The organism is Sphingobacterium tenebrionis, assembly GCF_037126265.1.
GTDB classification, from domain to species: domain Bacteria; phylum Bacteroidota; class Bacteroidia; order Sphingobacteriales; family Sphingobacteriaceae; genus Sphingobacterium; species Sphingobacterium tenebrionis.
Window position 1 is genome coordinate 26045 of the sequence record NZ_JAYLLN010000034.1, and the last position, 17149, is coordinate 43193.

The window sequence follows — 17149 nt, forward strand, 5'->3', positions numbered from 1 at the left end:
GTCCTATAAAGAAACCATCGATAGGACACCCTTAACTTTATATATCGCTTTTACATGGTCAGGATCCAAGAACAATTCATCATAGCCTTCCACATTCTTGGCCAATAAGCGCCATTGTTTATCATTTCCTCCCCGCACGAACCGGACAACATTCATCTTTTCGGAGATGATCAGATAAATATCACCAAATACAACCGCATCCTTATCCACTTCCTTGACAAAAACCACACTGCCATGCTCAATCTCCGGTTGCATCGCCTCCCCTTGGTTCACAAAGGCAAAATCACTACCTGACAAAAGTGGGATTTCAAGCTCATAGGCCACTGGCATATTGGACAGATCCGTATCAAACGCATCCAAACTAATGTTAAACAAAGGTATCTTGGTATTGGTTACAGGTTCCACTTCCTTGCCCATTGTCCCTTCTCCTGTCAGTAACCATGCTTCATTGATATCGGGAAACCTTTCTGTAATGATTCCTGCCAGGTTTTTACTAATGGCATAATTACCTTTTTTTATCTGATATAAACGCTCTGCCCTACTAAGACCTATTTCCTTAGCAAAAGAATTCACATTTAAACCCAAATATTGTATTACCTGTTCCAGGCGATCCCAATTATTCATCTTATGGTTTTATTTCAATTTTTATATACAATGTCTTACTGAATAGATCCTCTAACAGCCATACATTATACACAAAAGTAAGACCAAAACCGTAAAAAAAGAAATTTTTATTTCATCACACAATATTTTATTGGTGAATACAATTTTTTATTGTACGTTTGCAATGTTATTAACCAAGAGCATTAGCTATTGTATAAAAATTACAGACCATTATTATTATCCAGCAACATGAGCAATAGTAACAACAAAGTACTGGAGCAAGCGAACAATGAGAAAGTCAGTGAGATTACAACACTGGATATAATTAATCTTATATCCTTAAAAAATATTAAAATAAAAGATTTAAACTTTGTTAAAGACCATATTACTATTCAAAAATCAAAAACGACGACCACCTATGAAATCAGCGTCCAGGACGTTGACAACAAGACCTACTCCCTCACTTTGGAGCTAAAAACTTACACGTAATAAAAAAATTAAAAAAAATTTGTGAATACAATATTATATTGTAATTTTACTGAACAATTAATTAAGTATTGCAATATTTAAATTCATCGTATCAATTTCAATAAGTAAATATGAAAATTACAACTCTATCCAAATTAGCCCTAGTCATTGCGATCAGTAGCTCAGTGATGCTAGAAGGCTGTAAGAAGTATGATGACGACATCACACGACTTCAACAGGGGATTGATCAGAACAAATCTGACATTGCCTCTTTAAAATCTCAGTTAACTTCATTAGGCTCAACCAACGTTGTTGAATCTGTAACTTCCATTGCAGGTGGTTTCAAAATCACGTTCAAGAAAGCAGACGGAACAACCTTTACCTACGACATCGTCAATGGCGCTAAAGGTGCGGATGGTGCAGCAGGAAAAGACGGTGCAGCAGGAACCATGTGGAAGATTGATCCAACCACGTTTATGTGGCAATCATCCAATGATGGCGGTAAAACTTGGACCAACACAACCATTAAAGCACAAGGTACGAACGGTACTAACGGAACTAATGGTACAGATGGTAAAGATGCCAAATTGGAGATCAAATCAGTTGGTGGCAAATATTTCTGGTTCATCAATGATGTGAACACCAATGTGGCAGCTTCTACAGGTGATGTTACTTTCGTTAAAACTGCTGGTGGTTATAATGTAGCGATTACCGATTCAACGGGTGCTGTAGTTGACAATGTGTTCTTGGCAACCGAAGCGATCGCTGTTTCATCTATGAGCCTGGTTCCAGAATTTACGAACAGTAATTCGGCAGTAGTTTTCTTCCCACGTATCGTAGATAACAACGGGTTGAGAAATACAGTATTACAAGGTTATGCAAAAATCAAATACAATTTGAACCCATTTGGTGTTGCTGTTGCAAACTACGACGCAAATGGTCTATTGGTTTCTACTGCAGATAAGGTTCAATTCCGTTCTTCTGGTGAAACACCAAGTTCAAATTTCGTATCTGGTGGAGCTTCCGTAAAATCATTTGGCGATATCGTAGTTAAATACAAACCAACAAATGCGAACTCGGTATTCCCACATGCTGGTGATAATGAAGATTTGATGATCGCTTTACAGATCAAAAACAATAAAGCGGCATCAAATCAGCAATATGTTGCTTCTGAGTACGAATTAGCGAAAGAAGAAATCGTTGAAAGAGACGAGACAACCATCGAGAAATCCAACAGAAACACTTCTGCAACTGGCGATAAGGTTACCTTATTAAATGGTGTTAACCCTTCATTCAATGGTAGCTCATTCACAGACGCTGGTGCAGGAAGTCAATCATTGGCATTCACAAAAGCTTTGGCAGACGCTAGATCAACTTCTAACTTCAGTCTACACTTCAAAAACGATGCAACTACTAACCTAGACAACAATACTGCCTATGTTGGTGGAACGATTTTGGACGAGAAATTGAATGGTTTCTATGCTCGTACGCAAATCGGCAACAAAGTAGTATCCATGGACGATCATGGTTTGGATGATTACAACTTACGTTATGATCTAGATCATTATGCTCCAACTGCACAAGAAAGAGATTGGATTACATTAGACCCAGTTACAGGTAAGATCTCGGTTAAAATTTCTACTAACAATGGAAATGTGTACAACTCTGCAGCTGTGAACAATTTTGTGGTTATCCGCGTAAGAATGTTCCCTGCACAAAGCACAACGAATGCAATTGCTGAACGTTTCATCAAAGTTAATTTTGTTCAGGATGCAGCGGTTCCAGTAGCGGTTAATGGAGTAGTTTCTCATGATGTTATTGCTACAGGAGTTGTTAAAGCAATTTCTTGGAGTACACCATTGACATTAGATGCAGCATACAACAAAACGCAAAAAACTGCTTCAGACTTCCACCAAGTATATACCTTCACACCTAGCGCAGGTAACCCAGCTGGAATTACATTCGATGCAGCAAGCATGAACAACCCAGTACAAGGTTCTCCTCGTAACTTGAACATTGCGAACACCGTAATGCCAGGTACTTACACCATGAAAGGTACTTACAACTCATCGATCTCTAGCGATCCAGTGGTACAGGTTACAGTTACTGTTACAGTTACAGGTACTAAAATCACGAACATCAGCAAACGTGCTCCATTCTGGGATTCAGGATTGAATTACGGTATCATCAATGGTAAATTAGTTGGAGGAACTTGGAAATTACAAGCAGATCTTTGGGATTACTGGATCGAATCTACTGTAACCGCAGCAGATAAACCAGCAACTACCTACGATTTCACCATCATCGATCCATTAACAGGATTCACTATCGCATCTGGCAGCGAAGTAGTACTTAACGAAGCTCTATTAGCCGCTCGTAACAAAGTGAACAATGGCAATGTAACCTTACGTGTAACTAGAAGAGTAAACGGCGTGGTATACGAAGTTTCTCAACCAACGTTCCCAGTAAGATTCATTAATCCTGTGAAACCAATTGCTACGAAAACTCCTTACAAAGAGTTCAAGGACAAAGAGGTTTCTGGAACCAACACTTCAACAGTTGATGCTAGAAGATTGATCAAGTTAACAGACTTCAACAACGTTACCTTGTTTGATTTCAACAACAACCCTGCAACCAACGTATTCAACGCTCAATTAGCTGGATATTATGGTCTATCAGGTGTAAATGCTGCGTTCGATGTATCTAACATTACATTCATCCAAGCAGAAAATGCATCAGGTACTGTTGTTCCACTTCAATCAGGTGCTAGAGCAGTTGTAAATGGAAACGACCTAGTTTGGGAAAACTTAGGTGCTAACCTACAACAACCAATCTACTTGGTTTACGAAGTGAAAGTAACTAACAAATTCAACATCGGTGATGTAGCACCTACAAAAGGTGAAGTAATCACTAGAGTGAAAATTAAAGTTAATCCGAACTTATAGTAATTAGGTTGAATAAATAGTTTAAAACTCGAAGGGCGGCAGTTTATGCCGCCCTTTTTTAAACCCTCTACATATGGAAAATGATGTCTTTAACACGATAATCTGTTTAAATGTTTGTTTGGTATTATTTGCCATTACTTCTTGTATCTTTATCCTAGCCAAGAAAAGATTATGAACTAGTCCAATCCAATTAAAACCATTAGCTATGAAGTTCCTATCCAATTATCTATTCCTGCTCTTTTTTATTTTTCTAGGTTGTACCGAGAAAAAACCATTAATCGAAGAAGAGAAATTCAGGACTGTAGTGATCTATATTGCTGCAGACAACAATCTCAACCAAGAGGCTTATAAAAACATTGCACAGATGGAAAAAGCTTTTGAGGTAGAGAACAGCAATCTGATCATTTATACCAAACTTCCGAATACTGCTCCTGCATTGTATAGAATCCCGAGCATAAAGGAATCAAAAAATGGAAGGATAAAAATTAAGGAATATCCCAACCACAATTCCTCGGATCCTAACACGTTGAAAACAGTCATGGAGGATGTAAAGGAAAATTTTCCGGCAAAAACCTATGGATTGATTCTTTGGTCACATGCTACCGGATGGATTCCTCCTGGAACCGGAAATATCAAACTAAAATCCTTTGGAGAGGATAATGGATCCCAAATGGATATCAAAGATCTGGATTATGCTTTACCAAATGATCTGGATTTCATCTGCTTTGATGCCTGCTCCATGGCAAGCTTAGAAGTATTGTATGAAATCAAAAACAAAGCAAAGTATTTCATCGCCTCTCCAGGCGAAGTAATTGCCAATGGTATGCCCTATGATAAAACCATCAATTACTTTTTTAGTAAAGACAAAAGTGGCTATGCTACTTTAGCTCAAAAATATTACGAGCATTATAACAGCATGACGGGTAATTACCAATCAGCTACCATTTCTGTTATTGATGCCTCTCTCCTATCAACCATTGCCGAGGAGACCAAATCTATTCTAATAAACCAGAATCCAACCTATAGCGACTTCAATCGGTCAAAGATCCAACGGATGGATTTTGATCGAACCAGCAACCCCTTGGTTGCCTTTGATTTCCTAGACTTTATAAATCAAAATTACAGTAATATTACAACCCTTCAATCCAGCATTGAACGGGCAGTAATCTTTAAAGCCAACACCCCGAAATTCAATGGATTTCCAATTGTTACTAATTCTGGATTGACCTGCTATATACCCATCTCAGACAATGAAGAATTAGTGCATAATTACTACCGAACGTTAAAATGGTATCAAGATTCGGGTTTTAACCGCCTTTTTTAACCATAAAAATTTAAAAAATACCCTAAATGGAGTATTTTTTAACTGCCCTATTGAAATTATATTTGTTGTACAAACTGACCAATTAATTTGATTTCTTATGAAAGGGTTAAAAAGAGGTACGGCAAATCGTAAGTTGATCATGCAAATCATCCGGATCAAGGATGCCATTAAAGAGAATACTTCCGGAAAAAGGACGAAGGAAGAAGGAGATACCCTGTCCTTTACAACCAAAGAGAACATTAAGGTAATATTAAAGTTGTATAGTTAAAATGATGAACGGCAATTCTCTCGAATTGCCGTTATTTTATTATTTACTTATTACCAACCTGGGTTCTGCACTAATTTTTTACTTTTCTGTATTTCATTTAGAGGGATTGGATACAAGTACATTTCACGAGTAAACGCCCTGTTTTCATACGATGTCCGCTTAAAGAACTCACTCTCTGTAGTTGCCCCCATATTCATTCCGTAAAACAGGCCGCCCTGACCTCCTTCTCCAGCATCATTTTCTGCGATCATCCAACGTCGAACATCAAAATAACGTTGCCCCTCAGTGGCTAATTCCACGCGCATTTCTGCCCGGATCGCCTCCCGTTGTAAATCTTTATTACCAATGATCTCAGGTTTGATATCCTTCAATTTTGGAATACCTGCTCGCTCACGGATCTTATCTACATATTCTAAAATTAAAGGATTTCCCGGATTTACTTCGTTCATTGCTTCTGCGTATAAAAGATAGAATTCTGCCAAGCGGAAGATAATAGATGGTCTATAATGACTTTTTGGAAAAGACCCCTGATTATGAACATTCCTTGAAATACGTTTATACAAAAGATACCCTGACCAAGGATGATCTGCTGCAGTATTATCATTTCCATTTCCTCTATTGAATTTAACGACCCTATTGGTTAAGTGCCATTTTCTACCATGATAAAATACCGTTTGATAAAAACGAGGTTCTCGGTTTACCCACATATTATAGGTTCCAACCTCGGTTCTACCCGTAATGTCATCGCCAGCGGTAGAGAACCCTTGTTCTGAATATTTAGGAGATTCTTCAATCGACAATCCATCGTTCATAAAAAAGTCGTCCACTAATTCTTGGGTAACCGCAATACAGGCGAATCCAGCATTCTCCGATCTTGGCGTAGATCGCCGATCAACACCTTCTCCGTTAATGGCACCCCATGACTGGTTTGGATTGGCCCAAATAATCTCTGCGTTATACGACATAAACAACTCATATAGCGATTTATCTGGATCATAAACACCGTTCGTATTCACTTTATACAATTGATATTTACCAGAATTGGCAAAATCAATAAACTCCTTTAACGCTGTCTCAGCTTTATTCCATTTGGAAGGATCAGCCGCTGAAAACAACTTTTTCCCACTAGGATTCGTCAAAGCCAAAGCTTCTTGGTAGCCCCCGTTGAACAATGGGCTTGCCGCATATAGATGAAGTTTAGCTTTTACAGCCAAGGCAACCCCTTTGGTAGGTAAAGCCAGGTAATTTTGATCCGTAATAAATTCATCTAACTCATTGGTTACAGCAGTCAGTTCATTGGAAATAAAATCCACCACTTCATCGATGGAATTTCGTTCAAAATCGATATCACTTCCAGATGGATCTATAGATTTATCGATCACTGGAATCGGACCATATTGTTCGAACAACAAATAATGATAATATGCCCTTAAAAAACGAACTTGAGCTTTCATTTTTGCCAATTCTGTAGCATCTATATAATCCGTATCACCACTACGGGGAATTTCATGGGCATTTTCTAAGAACAGATTTGCCTGACGGATGAGGGTATACAAGGATCCCCAACGATGGAAAGGTGCATTCCCAGAATTAAAGCCACTTGAATTAAGCGTTCTTAACGTCCCTTGGGCCATTTTGAGTTCATCCGAAGCCCCTGCCCATGGGTTGGTCAGCGCAGCTGCATCCAAAATCATCCCAGAACTATTTGGTATTCCTGTGAATACATTTCTATGCCAATTCCGGGTATATGCTGTATTGTCAAAAACTTCCTTCATGGTCAATTGACCTGCAAGTTCGTCGGAAACATCCAAAAAACTGGTGCTGCATTGGGTTAGGCTTAAGGAGGCTGTCACTAAAAGTATGCTGTATATTTTTTTGAAATTTTTCATGATAGTCAGTTAAAAGGTAAATTCTAGACCGAAAGTATAGGCAGAAGGTATAGGATAATTCAGACCTTCATTAGCGTTGCCCAATTCTGGGTCCCACATTTTAATATTGTCCCATACATAAATATTATTCCCGTTCAGATAAAGTCTACCTGCCTTGATGCCGTATTTACTTAGGAAGGATTCATTAAATCTATATCCCAGTTCTACATTTTTCAACCGGACAAAGGAAGCATCCCTTAGCCACCAAGTACTTGGTACAGAATTGTTGGCAAAGGTCGCAGAATGAAGACGTGGATAAAACACGTTATCCGAAGGGTTTTCTTCTGTCCATCTATCCAAAGCCTCTACACGGAGGTTGGACTCATCCACTCCCCATTGAAAAGGGAAGAATCCTGATGCCATATTTGCCCCGAAAACCGTAGAAGTATTTCCAGCCCCTTGAAAGAATACATTGGCATACATGCCTTTATATTCTCCTGAAATCCCAAAGCCATAAATTAATTCTGGCACCCCTGGTTTAGCAATATCTCGCGTTTGATCGTATTGATTGATGATGCCATCTCCATTCAAATCCTTATATTTTATATCTCCAGGACGGATGTTAGAACTTAAGGTCGACTCCACTATTCCATCTTTCAGTTCATAAGTTTTTACACCATTCACCTCTGAAATATGGAAATCTTCATGCTTATACAATCCATCAGCGACGTATAGGTTCCATGACCTTAAGCTTTTCCCTGTTTCGTTCATCCAAGGGTATAATTGAGGTACCTCATCGTATTCCAGGATTTTATTTCTTGCGAAGGTGACATTTCCACGTAGACTCAATACAAATTCATTTCCAATTGGCTGTCTGATGTTCAAGCTACCATCAATACCATGGTTGGCTACTTTTCCGAAGTTCTGCCATGGGTTTTGACGAAATCCTGCCACTGCGGAAACGGTTCGACGTTGAAGCAAAATATTGGAACGGATATTATCAAAATAATCCACCTGCATCGTTAATTTGTTATTGAACATCCCGAGTTCCATACCAAAGTTCTTTTTATCTTCGATTTCCCAAGAAAGGTATGGTGCCTCGAATCTCCCTTCGATCAATCCTGGCAAGCCATTCAAAGAACCAGATCCTCCAATACCAAATGGATATCCCGCTGCACCAGTTGAAAAGGTTCCTCGGTAAAGAAATCTTGCACCACCAGTGTTATCATTTCCTGTACGTCCATACGATGCCCTGAATTTTAGGTTATTGACCACCGCCTTCATCTCTTCGGTCATGAACTTTTCATTGCTCACAGTCCAGGAAACTCCAACGGCTGGAAAAAATCCAAAACGGTAATCCTTGGCGAAGGTTTCACTACCTGTAAAACCAAAATTACCTTCAATAGCATACCTGTTATCATAAGAATAGGTCAAACGACCAACATAGCCTTGTTTTCTGAAAGCCAATGCTTCGTTATGCAATTGCGATTCTTTCTGATAGGTCAAGAGCATGGCACCAACATCATGAAGATTCAAGAAATTACGGTTATATCTGAGCGACATTTCCAGGTAAACATTCTTACTCCCCGTATTGCTTTCTGCCGGTTCACCAAAATCTGGATTCCCTGCTACTACTTCCTTGTAAATCAAAGAACCATCCGGATTTCTTCCGGTAGCATAGAATTGTTTAGGCGTTTTGGTTCTGTTCATATAGTAGTTCATGACCGCATCATAGCTTACGTTTCCTTGAAAGACCAATCCTTTGGTCAGAAAATCCAATTCTTGTTTTAAGGAAACATTAGATTGTATGCTGGAACGCCATTCTTTGGCATACCCCGATTCCATTAATAAATTGTATGGGTTTATCCGGTTATTACTAGGCCTTGGGTGCCCAGCAATGGTTCCATCGGAATAGACAGCCGGGAATAAGTAAGAAGGAATAGTGGTCATTCGTTGAAAAATAAGTCCTGTACCGACTCCTGGATAGTTGGTCATCAGATATTGTCCGCTTAGATCAACACCAATAGTCGTGGTCTTGGTCACACTCAGATCCACATTGGAACGTAGATTGAATCTCTTCAAACCAATATTATTGTTATATTCTGCCAGATTGTTCTCTTTAAATATCCCACTTTCTGAAAAGTAAGCACCAGAAACAAAGAATCTAGCAATATCACCCCCTCCTCTGAAATTCAAGGTATGTCGCATGTTGTTCGTGGTTTTGTCGAGCATCAGATCCAACCAATCGGTATTTGGATATAGATCTCGATCCTCTCCGCGACGGTAATTTTCAATTAATTCATCAGTGAACATAATTGCAGAGCCTTCATTTCGCAAGGCTTCATTATAAAGCGTCATGAAATCAGCAGAACCTAAGAATTCAGGTAGCCTAGTAGGCTGTAGTACACTATATTCTCCACGGTAATTAATCTGCGTTTTTTGCTGACGACCGCGTTTTGAAGTGATAATAATAACGCCATTAGCTCCTTCGGCGCCATATACCGCTGTAGCAGCAGCATCTTTTAGTAATGTGAAGGTTTCTATCTCATCCGGTTCGATATCCTGCATGGCCCTAGGAACACCATCCACCAATACCAAAGGTGAAGTACCTCCTGAGAAGGAACTGATACCTCGGATCCAAAACTCAGAGTTATCATAGCCTGGTTCACCGGTACGTTGGATAGCGATCAAACCTGGTAATTGACCGGCCAGGTTATTGGTCAGGTTACGGGTTGGAAAGGCTAGGTCAGATCCTTTAACCGTGGCTACAGAACTCACTAAACTTGATTTCTTTTGCGTTCCGAAACCGACGATCACCGTTTCCTCGATGCTCATCACATCGTCGCTCATTTTGACCTCCATGTTATCGGGATCTTCTACCTTTACCTGTAATCTCTTGTAACCCACATAGGTAAACACGAGTTCATCTCCCAACTTACCCTTAATCTCAAAAGAACCATCTTCTTTGGTGGTGACACTTTCATTGGATTGTAGGGAAGTAATGGTAACTCCTGGGAATCCCTTTCCATCCTTATCAAGCACCTTTCCCTTAATGGTTGATTGGATATTTGGACCCAATTCAAAAGTTGTATGGCTTGAATGATTATTTAGGTTAATTTTTTCATTAGTTGCATGGGCATTATTCCCACATAGTATTACAAATGTTGCAACACATAATTTGGTTATTTTCATTACTTTTGGTTAGTTTATTTGCGATTTAGTGTAATTATGCTAATTCGAATTATTCCATAACGGGGAATGGCAGTTCCTCGTTATTTTTTTAGTATATCTGTTTAGTTTATCCCTCCTTTCTTTTTTAGGTGATTGTTTTATATACCGTAATCTGTTTGTATTAATAAATATCTGACTGTATTAAAAATATAAATGGTTATTCCTGTTGAATATTAGTAAATGGTGTGATTTAATCTAATATGTCATACATTATAAAAACAAATATATTGATTAGAATATCATATATTTATAAAGAGAATTATCAAAATAGTAAAGGATTTTACCATCAAACTCTAAAAATATGCTCAAATTACCTTCAAGGGAGTTCCCTATTATTCCAGGAAAAAGGATAACCCTTCGGGAAATTCAGCACACCGATTTATTAGATATTCTAGATATCTCTTATTACGATGGCCAAAAAGCTTCAACCGTTGAACAAGCTGCAGCCATGCAAAACCTTATCCAACAGAATTGCCTTGAAGGCTCATCGGTACATTGGGGAATAGCATTGAACGATTCAAATAAACTTGCTGACACGTGTGGATATTATAGAGGATTCGAAAAAGAAGCAGGAGAATTAGGCTGTATACTATTGCCTCAATTTTATGGGAAAGGTTTCATGACGGAGGCAATGAATCTGGCAATCGAATATGGTAAAAATACGCTTAGATTAAAAAGGATCTGGGCAGAGACTTCTAATTCCAATCAGGCTGCCATCAATCTTCTTAATCGATTAGGGTTTAAGAAAACAGCAGATTTAGAAGAGGATGAGGTCATTTATGATTATGTGTATTAAAATATTCCATAGCATATACTGCTTCTAGCTTATTGAATTCAAAACCAAGTTGCTGTGCAACTTCTTCCTGATATTTCCGAAACAATTCCATCATCAATTTCAAGGATTCCCAATTACGTTTAATATCCGCATCGGCATAGGTTTCCAAAATCCTTTTATATTCGTCTTCAGAAAGAAATCGCTTGGCAAATTTTCCTGATTTTCCAAGGTTGATGTTGAAATCATAAACACAAGCCTTTTGCCATTCTATCATCCGCCAAAACATGGGTCGCACAACTGTTTCCAACATATCTTTAGCATATAGTATCTCCCCTCTTTTTAATCCCTTTACCACATTGGTACTACACCAATAGAATTCATTTGCCACTTCCTGGAATTCCCTGGATGTGGGTTTTTTAATATGGTAATCCACATCAGAAGCTGCTGGAACATCCTGAAAAACCCCATCCTTATCTAACCATACTTCCGTTAAACTATCCAAAGGTTCCTCCTTGTTAAATCTATCCAAAGGAAATAAAGTAAGGTCTATTCGATATCCTTCCTTAAACATCATCAAGAAGGTAAATGAAGGCTTACTACTTAAGAGATCTTTTCCTAGTTCCATTTCATCTGGCAATTGGAATAAACTGAGGCTACCTAGCTTATTTATCCAGCTTCTATCGATTAAAAAGCTTTCCAAATCCTCTACTAATAATAAAAAATCATAATCCTGGAGGTCATCAGAATTAACCCGAGGATTAGCTCTGGAGCCATTTAAAAGAACTGCTCTAATACGCTCATCAGCTAATGCAAAATCCATAATCACTTTTTCTACCATCTTTCTTTATCCAATTAAAATTAAACGGCTACTATTACTCCTTATTCACTGCTCTTTATGTAAGTTCTAAACAAGCAAGTTGTAAGCAGGATGTAAGTGTGCAAAGTCACTTACAACACACTTACACCTCACTTAAATCATACTTAAACTTCGAACAAAAATTGAATCCTGATCGACCACAAATCGAGTAAATCGAATACAAATTATACCTCTTACAAAAAAAGACTGTATCAATTTTTGATACAGTCCTTAATAAATAAATATAACAAACTAAACAGAATCTTTTTATGGCTTATTCATAGATATAACCTTCCAATACAAATTCATGAACGCCCATTTGAGCAGTGGTCTTATTATTAAACTGGACTTTTAAGCCTTTATATACCTGTAAATCTCCAAGCTGTTCAAGAGGAATGCTAACCTTATAATTTAGCAAAGGCAAAATCTCATTTTTAGGTATATCTTTAAGAGCTAGCTCAACCATTTCCCCATTATTCTTAATACCAAAAACCTGAACTGTATTTAATGGGTCAAGAAAGACCTCAGATGCCCCCACATTGTTACCACCTATTAAATAGATGTGAAGATTTAGAGGGATAATATTATCGTAAGGACCTGCAGGGGATTTAAGTTCTTCATTTACATATCGCGAATCAGTTGGCTCCATTCGTGTTTTGGTGAATGTCATATAAATTTCCCTGGTGCTAGTGGATTTTGGGTAACTAGCCGATATAAAACCATAGTTTGCAGATGTTTTTTCAAAAACTTTCCCATCAAATGCTAAATCCAATTTCCCTGCCGAGGTAGAGGTATTGGCCGCGTTGGCGTAAATTGTCCATCCTTGTTTGCTTTCAGCAGATTCAAATAGGATAGGCTTTGTATTAATGGTCAACGTCTTTTCATCCGTTCCATCAGCAGATACTATACTGAACTTTACTTTTGGATCATCTGCATTCAGGCCTTTGATCAGGAATCTCTCATTCACTTCGTCAATTGTAAGTTTACCTGTTACAGTTTTGTTTTCCAAATCCTGATACGAATAATTTAATTCTAAAGTTTTGGACAGCAAATTTGGAATAGTAGTTTGAACAATATTAGGACCTACTTTTGCTGTTATATTATCCAATAAATCTTCATTATAAGATTTTTTTGGAGTAACCTGTGTTACCAAAGCATTCGATGAGATGCCAGAAGCATTAACCGCATAAAACGAGATAGTGTATTCTTGAAATTTGGAAACTTCAAAAATATAAGGTTTTGAAAAATCAGACACAGTAAATTCCTTTTTCTCACCTTCATCCATAAAAGAAATTAAAATTTCTTTTATTTGTTGGTCTAAATCAGTAGGCCAAGCTACATTAATCTTAAGATCATAATCGCCTTTAACGGTCAATCCTGATAACTTCTTAACAATACCTATCTGTTCTACTGGATTACCATTCTCATCCACAGGAACAAATAGTTCATCCTGTTTACAAGAAAATTGTAATAAACTGATGCCTAATAATACATATATAAATCTTTTCATCTTACAAAAATTCGCTTTCAAACTTGTTCAAAAACAGTCTACCATTTAAATTCCAGTCCAATTGAGTGCTCAGGTTCATCCAGTAGAAAACTTGCGGAAGCACATCGTAAGTGCTCAAATAATCTAATGGGTCACAAACTGTTGAAATCCCTGAAAAGTTAAAGTAGGGATTTCTACCACTAATATTCAGATCAGCGACAGCTTGTTTGGTTGAACTTTTCCAAACAGGGCCATTACTACCTTTTTCGAATAACTGATTATAATCTGCCAATAAGCTTTCATAGGATGAAAAACTTTCTGGGATTTCTTTTAAACAGGAAATAGCCTTAATCTCATCAGCACTTAATACTTTTTTCCATATCCGTAAATTACTAACGTCTGCATTTAAAAAGGATCTATACGAAGTAGATTGTTGGTTAAATCCAACTCTTAAAGAGGCATCGGAGGCAATAGTTTCTAATGTTGGACCATATAAAGTTTGGTTTAAAGGATTTGACTGTACCCCATTTAAATACCATTTATAGGTGATAGTCCCCCTTTGGGATCCATTTTCGATACTTAATGTATAATGTGCCCACTCTCCCATTTTACCTCTTTCTAATAAATAAGATGGTGAAGATGCAGAAGCAGTTCCATAATCCATTTTCAGGTAAACATTGGTCCTACTTGTCAAGATACTCCAACCTTTCGTAGCGGTGTCAAAAGATTCATCTTTACCAACAATGTTATTATAAAAAAGTGTATCTCCTCCAGATTGGGAATATTCTTCCCAGAAGTTATCCGGATACAGTTTCACCCTAAAATCCACGGTCAATCCGCCATAATTAGAGGCATTAAATATTTCACTTTCTGGCCCCATTTTGGTCGTCGCATTCACCCCTAGATTCTCTATGGTTCTTGGCTTCTGATCCGCTACATTATTGAAGGTATAAACTCCAGGAAAATAACCATTAACATTTAAATATGCGGAATAACCACCCTTAAACTCGCTCGATTTGAATTTACTATTGGAGTATACATTGAATGTTTCCACAGCATCCTTATCAAACAACCCTATTTGTCCGGTTTTAGACCCTCCAAAAGAGGATGATAGAATGATTAACCATTCTTCATTTGCATAATTGCTTCTTCCCATTATAGCAGTCAACATCTTTCCAACCTCTTCATCAAATTTCACTAAGGCGGCTTTATACTTTGCATTTTCTAACGTAAATCCTGTCCCAGCTCCAGCTTCATTAAGGCCCGAAAACTGGTTCACAATAACATCCACCCTTGGAAGACTGATGATCTCCAGAGACTTTTTAAGAACAGCCTCATCGGTAGAAAATGAAAAAGCACTATCTGCCGTATTCAATAAAGCATTGTTAATCTCACTATTCCTCACAATGGAAAAATTACGGAGATCAGCATTGGCAAACTTTAAACGAGTTAACACCGACGGGGCTACAGCATTGGGCTCCGAATGTGAGTTCGGATTATCCAAAGTCGGAATATAATTGGATCTGGTAATGCGATGGGTTCTCCTATGAAACTTAAAAGTGGCAATACTACAGCCTATGAGCCGAATAATGGTGATAGGGTTACTTACCGGTCAAAAACTGGAAGAAATTTCTCTTTATCCTTTACTTATAAATTTTAAACTGAAATAATTATGAAAAAAGATATGTTAAAATGGATGGCGGTAATGTTATTGGTATTTATTAGCATTAGTAGTTGTAAAAAAATAGAGGTTGAACAGGAGTTTACTATTTTTGGGGAGGTATATTTTGACACCCAGAATACTAAATCCTCTTTAGCAGTTCGCACAAAAAATGGTAATTCAGTTGTCTGGAGGCAAGATGGAATGATCGCTGCTCCTGAAGGCGAAAGAACTTTTGAATTTTATGATAAAAGTACCGGTGAAGTTTTGGCCGAAAAAACAGTTAATGTGGTAGCTGGTAACCCGGAAAAATGGACATTGTTTCAACCAGAGGAGGGACAGCCAATAAGCATAATAAGCCAATCCGAAAATAGCGAAGAACCTGCGGCAAAAGATGGATTTATAAAATTTAAAATCGCAAATTTGGCGACAAAATCACTTCCTTATGAAAATATCGATGTTGTTGTATATGGAAAAGTCGACAATGGTGATGTAATTGAACTTGGTAAGATAGAAGGTGTTGGTAAAACATTTCAAGAAACAGAATATCAAGAAATTTCCAATGGTAAAAGTCAAGGAGTGACATCATTTTACTTTTCTTTCATAGACAACAACACGAAAGAAGTAATAATGGGAGATGGTGGAACTGTATTTACTACTGATGTGTTGGGCTTACCTGGCGAAATAATACCAAGTCAATTAAATCTTAAAAACTGGGTACTTACCATTTATCTTTTAGAAACAGAATTTCCGGAAAGTTATGGCATCTGTATAAAAGGAACCGATAGTAAATGGTATGCAGTAAATATCAACAATATTCTATTCAGCAATTAACGAAGATAAAACTTCAATAAAAGCCATTAGCAAAAGACAGAACCAGATTATTGTTGCAATTTTCTACTATTTAAAAAGTTGTTGCAGTCGGATGTTTTGTCGTTGCTGATGGCTTTTAACCACCTTAATTTAACATAAAGCTAAATCATCACTATTGAGTTTTATTTTGGGTTTATCTAATGATTTTATCGCATTTATTACCTTAATAGGCTTCGAGATAATATTTTTTGGGAATGTCTTTGGTTTCTATTATCGTGATAGCTTCTTAAAAGCTTTTATTTCAGCCTTTAGCTGACTTTTATAAATGGAGAAAATTCTTCTATTTTAGCCAAATGTCTGTTCACTTCATCAAACAGATAACTGGGTGCAAAAAACTGTAACTTGCCTTTTGATTTTAAGATTTGTGAGACTATGCCATTAGGAGTTATCAACGCACTGAAAATGATATTACTATCCGCAATAACAATCATGCATCAATCAAATCTTTAAACATTCGCTTGGTCATGTTCCTATTAGCTTTTCTAAGATACTTAATCCTTCCACTGCAAATTTACATTAAAACAATAAAAAAAGCCCGACAGAGTCGAGCTTCTTATTTTGTCGGGGTGGCAGGATTGCTTCAGCCCCACAGCCCCAAACTCAATCCCTCAAGCTCCTACGGATCGAACCACGGTTCGAATCTGCCACCCGGACAAAAAAAAAGCCCTAACTTTCGTTGAGGGCACTGAAAAAGTCTCAACTTTTTAATGAGATTTAAAGAAATGACTGAGTACAGGATTTACCTTACTCGGTCATTTTTGTTTAAAGGATTTCTGAAAGTGTGTTTTT

General features: G+C 37.6%; 12 protein-coding genes. 5 read left to right on the top strand and 7 right to left on the bottom strand.

The window, feature by feature from the left end:
* Nucleotides 1–3 precede the first annotated feature (3 nt).
* Nucleotides 4–624, bottom strand: a complete 621-nt coding sequence (locus VJ786_RS12905) for a S24 family peptidase (protein ID WP_099365250.1) — start codon at nucleotides 622–624, stop codon at nucleotides 4–6.
* A 578-nt stretch (nucleotides 625–1202) separates the two neighbouring features.
* Between VJ786_RS12905 and VJ786_RS12910 the strand changes: the two genes are divergently transcribed.
* The 3 genes from VJ786_RS12910 (at nucleotide 1203) to VJ786_RS12920 (ending at nucleotide 5608) form a co-directional block, all read left to right on the top strand.
* Nucleotides 1203–4016 (top strand): hypothetical protein, encoded by a 2814-nt coding sequence (locus VJ786_RS12910; RefSeq protein ID WP_144038060.1) that lies wholly within the window; start codon nucleotides 1203–1205, stop codon nucleotides 4014–4016.
* Between the two features lie 205 nt (nucleotides 4017–4221).
* Nucleotides 4222–5340: a clostripain-related cysteine peptidase gene (locus tag VJ786_RS12915; protein ID WP_099365247.1), complete on the top strand. Its 1119-nt coding sequence runs from the start codon at nucleotides 4222–4224 to the stop codon at nucleotides 5338–5340.
* A 97-nt stretch (nucleotides 5341–5437) separates the two neighbouring features.
* On the top strand, nucleotides 5438–5608 hold the full coding sequence (locus tag VJ786_RS12920; RefSeq protein WP_167554278.1) for a hypothetical protein: 171 nt from the start codon (nucleotides 5438–5440) through the stop codon (nucleotides 5606–5608).
* Nucleotides 5609–5658: 50 nt separating this feature from the next.
* Here the strand turns inward: VJ786_RS12920 and VJ786_RS12925 are convergent, their stop codons facing one another.
* Together VJ786_RS12925 and VJ786_RS12930 are read right to left on the bottom strand one after the other, a co-directional pair.
* The gene (locus VJ786_RS12925; protein ID WP_336557830.1) at nucleotides 5659–7497 is read right to left on the bottom strand and encodes a RagB/SusD family nutrient uptake outer membrane protein; all 1839 of its coding nucleotides are present in this window, start codon (nucleotides 7495–7497) and stop codon (nucleotides 5659–5661) included.
* 9 nt (nucleotides 7498–7506) lie between these two features.
* Complete coding sequence (locus VJ786_RS12930) at nucleotides 7507–10668, bottom strand: SusC/RagA family TonB-linked outer membrane protein (RefSeq protein WP_336557831.1); 3162 nt, start codon at nucleotides 10666–10668, stop codon at nucleotides 7507–7509.
* Nucleotides 10669–11008: 340 nt separating this feature from the next.
* Here VJ786_RS12930 and VJ786_RS12935 point away from each other — a divergent pair, with 340 nt between their 5' ends.
* Nucleotides 11009–11503, top strand: coding sequence for a GNAT family N-acetyltransferase (locus tag VJ786_RS12935; RefSeq protein ID WP_336557832.1), 495 nt, complete (start codon nucleotides 11009–11011; stop codon nucleotides 11501–11503).
* Here VJ786_RS12935 and VJ786_RS12940 read toward each other — a convergent pair.
* From VJ786_RS12940 to VJ786_RS12950, 3 genes are all read right to left on the bottom strand, one after another.
* Complete coding sequence (locus VJ786_RS12940; protein ID WP_336557833.1) at nucleotides 11481–12302, bottom strand: aminoglycoside 6-adenylyltransferase; 822 nt, start codon at nucleotides 12300–12302, stop codon at nucleotides 11481–11483. The two genes, VJ786_RS12935 and VJ786_RS12940, sit on opposite strands and share 23 nt — an antisense overlap.
* A 310-nt stretch (nucleotides 12303–12612) precedes the next feature.
* Complete coding sequence (locus tag VJ786_RS12945) at nucleotides 12613–13848, bottom strand: hypothetical protein (RefSeq protein ID WP_336557834.1); 1236 nt, start codon at nucleotides 13846–13848, stop codon at nucleotides 12613–12615.
* 1 nt (nucleotide 13849) lies between these two features.
* Nucleotides 13850–15283 (bottom strand): LamG-like jellyroll fold domain-containing protein, encoded by a 1434-nt coding sequence (locus tag VJ786_RS12950; protein WP_336557835.1) that lies wholly within the window; start codon nucleotides 15281–15283, stop codon nucleotides 13850–13852.
* 216 nt (nucleotides 15284–15499) lie between these two features.
* On the opposite strand from VJ786_RS12950, the gene VJ786_RS12955 reads away from it, so the two are divergent.
* A complete protein-coding gene (locus tag VJ786_RS12955; protein WP_336557836.1) occupies nucleotides 15500–16321 on the top strand; it encodes a hypothetical protein in 822 nt (273 codons plus the stop codon).
* A gap of 287 nt (nucleotides 16322–16608) precedes the next feature.
* Here VJ786_RS12955 and VJ786_RS16595 read toward each other — a convergent pair whose 3' ends face one another.
* Nucleotides 16609–16791: a PIN domain-containing protein gene (locus VJ786_RS16595; protein ID WP_367575546.1), complete on the bottom strand. Its 183-nt coding sequence runs from the start codon at nucleotides 16789–16791 to the stop codon at nucleotides 16609–16611.
* Between the last annotated feature and the right edge of the window lie 358 nt (nucleotides 16792–17149).